Raw genomic sequence first — 1,667 nt, forward strand, 5'->3', positions numbered from 1 at the left:
TATTAAATGAACTGGAAGATTTCGGCAAAGGAAGTAGGTAAAGGTTTTATCAATATAGGAGTAGCATTTATTGTATTTGCTTTAATTCAACCTATTATTAATAATAACCTAAGTTTGAAAACAACTTTGATTGCTTTAGTTGGTTTTTCATTGTCTGTATTGGTAGGTTCTTTACTTATAGCATTTGGAGGAAAAAGTGATGACTGTTGAAAATTATTTACTTTTTTTAGTAATTTCTCTTTTCATAATAGGAATATTTACGGTAGGTATTTTTTATTTCTTAATAAAAAGCAGTGAGAAAAAATCACATTAGATATGAACATTTTAGCAGTTCAGATAACAGAAAAAGAAAGAATTCAGTTATATGCGAAAGTTAATCCATTAAAAAAACAGATAGAAGTAGTTAAATCATTAAAAAATCCTAAAGTTATAGTTTCTATTCCTGTTAAGGATTCAACTTTTAGAACATTTAATTTTGATTTTGATGATGAAAATAAAATAAAAAAAGCTGTAGAAACTGCCCTAAAAGCTGAACTTCCTGATTATAAAGAAATTGAATGGAGTTATTATAAAAAAAACTCGCAGATTTTTTGTGTAATTACTAAAAGGGAAATAATTTCTAAACTAAAAGAAGAATTTTCAGACATTTACTCAATTGACAGTGATGTTTTTTCACTTTTACGTCTTTTACTTTATAATGAAAAAGACAATGCTGATATTATTCATATTTACAACGATTATGCAGTTTACATTGAAATAAAAGAAGGTTTCCCAAATAAAGTTTTATCTATTTCATTAGAAAAGGCAAATGATATTTTAAAAGAAAACCCAAAAGTAATGGTTTCTGGTTTTATACCTGAAAACATAGAAAATCCTGTTTTAAACAATCCTTTAAAAAACCCAAAGTTAAACATTGCTTTTGGAAATGCTTTAAAACCTGTTTATAGGACTGGAGTTGATTTTTTACATAAGGAAACATTTGTAAACTTAAAAAATTTAGCTTCCCTTTCTCTTTTAGTTTTAATGGTTTTCATTTTTATAAATATAGGCCTTTTTGTAAAAGCTTACACATTAAAACATGAAATAAAAAAAGTAAAAAATAAAGAAAAAATCGTTTATATGAAATACTTTGGAGGAACTCCTGTTGACCCTTTGGCACAGGCTAAAGGAAAAGTAGCAGCTTTAAAGGAAAGTTTTACCAAAAAAGAAGATTCTGCTGATATTTTAAATTTTATTGGAAGACAAAAATCAAAAATACCGGATATTGAAGTAATTTATATCAATATATCGTCAAATTCCGCTGTTATAAGAGGGTTTGCGGACAGCATTCAAACTGTAGATAAATTCAGAAGGGCTTTAAATGAGAAATTTACAGATGTTAAAATTGAGGAAAGTGTAAAAGATGCAAATGGAAAAATAAGATTCAGGATAAGTATAAAACTATGAAAAAGTTGGAAATATTTTTTAATGCTTTAGAAGAAAGAGAAAAATATACCCTTTTTGTATCACTAATATTCACTATTTTGTTTTTAGGTGTGTATATTTCTCTGCAAAACTTTGAAAATGTGAAAAAGTTAGAACAAAGGCTTAATAAAGAAATAAAAAATTATAATGAACTTGTAAAACTTGCAGGAGTTTATGCGTCAAAAAGAGGTAGTTTAGCTAAA

3 protein-coding genes are annotated in these 1,667 nt (G+C 26.3%); all 3 read left to right on the forward strand.

All coding sequences use genetic code 11. The features are described 5' to 3' along the window. The first annotated feature begins 6 nt into the window (after positions 1 to 6). Entirely contained in the window at positions 7 to 210 is a 204-nt protein-coding gene (locus HG1285_RS02505; RefSeq protein ID WP_008289113.1) for a hypothetical protein, read from the forward strand. Positions 211 to 315: 105 nt separating this feature from the next. Beyond that, positions 316 to 1,446 carry a hypothetical protein gene (locus HG1285_RS02500; protein ID WP_008289114.1) on the forward strand — a complete coding sequence of 377 codons (1,131 nt, stop codon included), beginning with the start codon at positions 316 to 318 and terminating at the stop codon, positions 1,444 to 1,446. After that, the coding region (locus tag HG1285_RS02495; RefSeq protein WP_008289116.1) for a hypothetical protein at positions 1,443 to 1,667 on the forward strand (225 nt) is incomplete at its 3' end. The genes HG1285_RS02500 and HG1285_RS02495, both read left to right, overlap by 4 nt.

This window comes from Hydrogenivirga sp. 128-5-R1-1 (assembly GCF_000171895.1).